Below are 5,409 nucleotides of genomic sequence, written 5' to 3' on the forward strand. Positions count from 1 at the left end.
GCTTCTACGCGCGTCCGCTGCTGGCCCCCGCGGCCCCCCTCACCCTGGAAACCCGCCCCCCCGCCCCCGCCCCCCCCGCCCCCCCCCCCCGCCCCCACCCCCCCCCCCCCCCCCCCCCCCCCCCCCCCCCCCCCCCCCCCCGCCGCGCCCCCCCGCCCCCACCGGTCGGCAGGGGGCGCGGGCAGCGCGCCGCGAGAGGCTACAGCTCCGCGCGGAACGCCTCCGCCGCCTTCAGGAACAGGTCATTGCCCTCGGTCTCGCCGATCGACACCCGTACGCCCTCGCCCGCGAACGGCCGGACGACCACACCGCCCCGCTCACAGGCCCGAGCGAAGTCGACGGTCCGCTCGCCGAGCCGCAGCCAGACGAAATTCGCGTGCGACTCCGGCACCGTCCAGCCCTGGCGCCCCAGCTCGGCGCTCACCCGGGTCCGCTCGGCGACCAGCGAGCCGACCCGGCCCAGCAGCTCGTCCTCGGCACGGAGCGAGGCCACCGCCGCGTCCTGGGCGAGTTGGCTCACGCCGAAGGGGACGGCGGTCTTGCGCAGCGCCGCCGCCACCGGCTCGTGGGCCACGGCGAAACCGACCCGCAGCCCGGCCAGGCCGTACGCCTTGGAGAAGGTCCGCAGCACGGCCACGTTCGGCCGGTCCCGGTAGATCTCGATGCCGTCGGGCACGTCGGCGTCGCGGATGAACTCCTTGTACGCCTCGTCGAGCACCACGAGCACATCGCTCGGCACCCGGTCGAGGAACCGTTCCAGCTCGGCCCGGCGCACCACCGTGCCGGTGGGGTTGTTCGGGTTGCAGACGAAGATCAGCCGGGTCCGGTCGGTGATCGCGTCCGCCATCGCGTCGAGGTCATGCACATCGCCGTCGGTCAGCGGCACCTTGACCGAGGTCGCGCCGCTGACCTGGGTGATGATCGGGTACGCCTCGAAGGACCGCCAGGCGTAGATGACCTCGTCACCCGGTCCGGAGGTGGCCTGCAGCAGCTGCTGCGCCACGCCCACCGAGCCGGTACCGGTGGCGAGATGCGCCAGGGGCACACCGAAACGCTCGGCCAGCTCGTTCATCAGGCCGGTGCACGCCAGGTCCGGGTAGCGGTTGAAGTTCCCCGCGGCGGCGAGCGCCGACTCCAGGACACCCGGCAGCGGAGGGTAGGGGTTCTCGTTGGAGGACAGCTTGTACGCGACCGGTCCGCCGGCCGCCGCCGGCTTCCCCGGCACATAGGCGGGAACGCCGTCCAGCTCGGCGCGCAGCTTGGGGCTCGTCTCGCTCACCGCAGGTCCTCCTCGACCGTCCGTTCACAGCAATACTGCACACCTTATGAGGATTGGGCCCAGCTGCGAATGGCCCGAGCGGGAAATCGACCGCAGTGCCCGGGAATGGGACCTCGCCCGGGGCCGGGTCCGCGGCCCCGCCGGGGGGAGTGTTTCCCGTTTCGGCGCGCGCCGGTGGCTCGCGCCGTGGCGCGCGTCCCCCGAAGTGGTGAGTTGAGACCTCTTCGAGACATCGCACATACAGCAGGCCGCCTGCTCCCTGCACCTGAAACCCGCATGCTATACGGTTCAACTCCCTAGCATTGCAAGGAATATGATGGACAGTGACCTTGCAGAAACGTGCCTGTCAACGTGCGCATATGCGACCGGACCGACCACCCCTCGGAGCCCTACTATCGGCTCGCCATGACAGCAGCAGGGAAGCACCAGGTGAGCCGGACGGAGACCCCCCGGCGCAGCGGCCGCCCAGGACGGGCGGGGATCCGTGATGTGGCCGCCGCGGCCGGCGTCTCGATCACGACCGTCTCCGACGCGCTCAACGGCAAGGGCAGGCTCCCGGACGCCACCCGCCGCCATGTCCGCGAGGTCGCCGAGCGCCTGGGCTACCGCCCGTCCGCCGCGGCCCGAACCCTCCGTACGGGCAAGTCGGGCCTGATCGGCCTGACCGTGACCACGTACGGGAATGAACCTTTCACCTTCACCGAATTCGCGTACTTCGCGGAGATGGCGAGAGCCGCGACCTCCGCGGCGCTCGCCCGCGGCTACGCCCTCGTCATCCTCCCCGCCACCTCCCGGCACGACGTCTGGTCCAACGTCGCGCTCGACGGGACCGTCGTCATCGACCCCTCCGACCAGGACCCGGTCGTCACCGAACTCGTCCGCCAGGGACTGCCCGTCGTCTCGGACGGCCGCCCGGCCGGCACGCTCCCCGTCACCGCCTGGGTCGACAACGACCACCGGGCCGCCGTGCTCGACCTCCTCGACCACCTCGCCGCCGCCGGAGCCCGCCGCATCGGCCTGCTGACCGGCAACACCACCGACACCTACACCCGGCTGTCCACGGCCGCCTACCTCCACTGGTGCGAGCGGGTCGGCCAGGATCCCGTCTACGAGTCCTACCCGGCCCACGACCCCTGCGCCGGGGCGGTCGCCGCTGACCGGCTGCTCGCCCGCCCCGACCGCCCGGACGCGGTCTACGGGCTCTTCGACCCCAACGGGACCGACCTCCTGGCGGCGGCCCGCCGCTACGGGCTGCGCGTCCCCGAGGACCTGCTGCTGGTCTGCTGCAGCGAGTCCACCGTGTACGCGGCCACCGAGCCGCCCATCACGACGCTCTCGCTGAAGCCCCGCCGCATCGGCACGGCCGTCGTCCAGCTGCTCATCGACGCCATCGAAGGGGTCCAGCACGACGGGCCGGTGGAGCAGGTCATACCGACCGAGCTCATCGTCCGGACCTCCTCGCAACGCCGCCCACCGCGCACCACGGTCAGCGCGCCGCGCTCCCCCAGCGGGGATTGATCGTCTCTCGGCGGGGATTGATCCTCTCTTTTCGGACCAATCGGCCGGTGAACCGTGCGTGCGCCCGGATTCACCACCCCTGGTGCGTCACACAGATCGATCCGCATTCCTATGATGGGCGCACGACACCGCGGACCACCTCTACCAGGCAGGGCCCGTCAGGTGTACGGCGGCGCGACGGTGGTGGAGGGGTCGATGACTCAGGGGGCCGGTCAGGAACCCGTGGTGCGGACGGCGACGTTGCGTGACTTCCGGGTTCCGCCGTATGCGCAGACACCCGTGCCACCGCAGGCACAGGTGGCACCTCCTTCCACGGTGCCACCGCGTGCGCCGGAGGCGCATCCGCCGCCGCCGGGCGCGCTCGCGCCGCCGCCCGGCGCATCAGTGCCGCCGCACGCCCCCGCCCCGCACCGCCCGCCGCCCCCCGGGAACGCCGTCGTGGGCGACGAACAGCCGGAGGGCTACACGCCGACCGAGCGGGACCTCCCGGTCATCCGCCGCGGCGACACCGTCCAGGTGCAGACGGTCTCCGAGCCCCGCCCCGTCCCCGCCGACGGCCGCGGCCCGCTCTTCGTCGTCGGTGACGTCCACGGCTACCTGGACGAGCTGCTGGCCGCCCTCGGCGAGCAGGGCCTCATCGACGCGGACGGGAACTGGGCCGCGGGCAACGCCCGGCTCTGGTTCCTCGGCGACTTCACCGACCGCGGCCCCGACGGCATCGGCGTCATCGACCTCGTCATGCGGCTCTCCGCCGAGGCGGCGGCGGCCGGCGGCTACTGCAAGGCCCTGATGGGCAACCACGAGCTGCTGCTGATCGGCGCCAAGCGATTCGCCGACACCCCCGTCAACTCCGGGGCCGGCACCGCCACCTTCCAGGCCGCCTGGCTGCTCAACGGCGGCCAGAAGAACGACATGGAGCGCCTCCAGGACGTCCACCTCCAGTGGATGTCCCGGCTCGACGCGGTCGTCGAGGAGGACGGGCATCTGCTGATGCACTCCGACACGACGGCCTACCTCGACTACGGGTCCACCATCGACGACGTCAACGACACGATCACGGCCATTCTCACGCGTAACGACGCCGACGAGTGCTGGGATCTCTTCCGCAAGCTCACCAAGCGGTTCGCCTTCCGGGACGAGGGCGGCTCGCAAGCGGTGCGCGAGCTGCTGACGACGTACGGCGGACAGCGCGTCGTCCATGGTCACAGCCCCATTCCGTACCTCTTGGGCGAGGTCGGAACAGAGGAGGGCGAGGACAGCTCGGGGCCCGTGATCAACGGGCCGCACGTGTACGCGGACGGCCTCGCCATCGCCATGGACGGTGGCGTGACCATGGCCGGAAAGCTGCTGGTGGTCCAACTCCCGCTGCATGACTGACCATCGGCGGGGAAGGCGTTTCAGGTTCAGCCTGCGCCAACCCCGCCGATCGCCGGACCCGTCACCGGGCCCAATTCTGGAAACACCCTGTCACCCCCTGCCGTGAGCGCTCTACCATCGGCCTATCAGTGGCAGGCTCTCCTCCGTTTCCGCCCGATCGCCCGGTCCAACGCGGGCAGCCGGGCACCGACGGAGCATCGGGGGATGCAGATGACAAGCGCTCCGCACCTGCTGGCCGAGGACGGACCCGAGTACGAGCGGATCCTGGGCGACGCACTGCGCCACGCTCACGAACGCCCGGACCTGGAGGGCGTCGGGGACCGGCTCAACACCGAACAGCTGCGCACCATGGCGCTCGGCGCCACGGCGCTGATCACCGCGGCCGCGGCCACCGAGTACGAGCACTACGTCAAGGCCCGCGGCGAACTGCGCCGCCCCGCGACCGCCGAAGGAGCCGACGGGATCCCGGGGCTGGACGGGCCGCAGAGCACGGCGGCCGGATCGGGCGCCGGCATAGGGGCGGTCATCACGGTCCTGACTCCGCTGCTGGCCGGCACCGCGGCCGTCATCTTCCTGCTCGTCGGCTATCTGCTGAAGGCGGTCAGCCCCTCGGTCGCCTTCGGCGACTCGATGGTCGCGGCCGGGTGGTTCTTCGCGGCGGTCGCCGCCGCGGCGATCCTCGTCGCGGCCGTCGGACTGCTCGTCACGGCCCTCCGCAACGGTGCGACGTCCCTGGCCGCCGAGGAGGAGGAACAGGAGCTTCCGGAGGAGGTGGCACGGGCCAGGGAGGCCTGGCGCCACGCCTTGCTGGAACGCGGCATCCTCCCGTTCCTCCGGGACGCCCTGGCCGACCCCACCGCGGGGCCCGCCGCCCGGACCCCGCACCGTTCGCCCAACCGCATCCCGAAGGTCGGCTACAGCAGGCCGGACTTCTCCGGCCCGGACGACGGCCCGGCGGCCGGCCCCCGGCCGACCTTCACCAGCCCCGACTTCACGAGCCCGGACTTCGGCGGCCCGGAACACCAGCCGGACTGAGACCGGCGCGGAACACCGGGCGGACCGAGAGCCGCGCGAAGCACCGGGCGGACCGGGAACTTCCGGCTCCCTGACACACCGCGGGGGGGGGGGGGGGGGGGGGGCCGCCCGGCGGGGGGGGGGGGTACGAGGCCTGCGGGGGGGGGGGTTTAGGGCGGGAGTGCGCCCTTGCCGGGGGGGGCGTCGCGAGCGACGTCCGG

The 5,409-nt window shown here is 72.6% G+C and carries 4 protein-coding genes; 3 read left to right on the forward strand and 1 reads right to left on the reverse strand.

The window, feature by feature from the left end; translation table 11 throughout:
- Positions 1–199: 199 nt before the first annotated feature.
- On the reverse strand, positions 200–1,279 hold the full coding sequence (gene hisC / locus JS521_RS01715; RefSeq protein WP_205080924.1) for a histidinol-phosphate transaminase: 1,080 nt from the start codon (positions 1,277–1,279) through the stop codon (positions 200–202).
- Positions 1,280–1,684: 405 nt separating this feature from the next.
- Between hisC and JS521_RS01720 the strand changes: the two genes are divergently transcribed.
- The 3 genes from JS521_RS01720 to JS521_RS01730 all read left to right on the forward strand — a co-directional run bounded on the left by JS521_RS01720 (position 1,685) and on the right by JS521_RS01730 (position 5,209).
- Complete coding sequence (locus tag JS521_RS01720; protein ID WP_205080925.1) at positions 1,685–2,797, forward strand: LacI family DNA-binding transcriptional regulator; 1,113 nt, start codon at positions 1,685–1,687, stop codon at positions 2,795–2,797.
- Positions 2,798–2,992: 195 nt separating this feature from the next.
- Positions 2,993–4,174 carry a metallophosphoesterase gene (locus tag JS521_RS01725; protein WP_205080926.1) on the forward strand — a complete coding sequence of 394 codons (1,182 nt, stop codon included), beginning with the start codon at positions 2,993–2,995 and terminating at the stop codon, positions 4,172–4,174.
- Between the two features lie 204 nt (positions 4,175–4,378).
- Complete coding sequence (locus tag JS521_RS01730) at positions 4,379–5,209, forward strand: hypothetical protein (RefSeq protein WP_205080927.1); 831 nt, start codon at positions 4,379–4,381, stop codon at positions 5,207–5,209.
- Positions 5,210–5,409: the final 200 nt, after the last annotated feature.

Source organism: Streptomyces durocortorensis (assembly GCF_016901035.1).
GTDB lineage: Bacteria > Actinomycetota > Actinomycetes > Streptomycetales > Streptomycetaceae > Streptomyces > Streptomyces durocortorensis.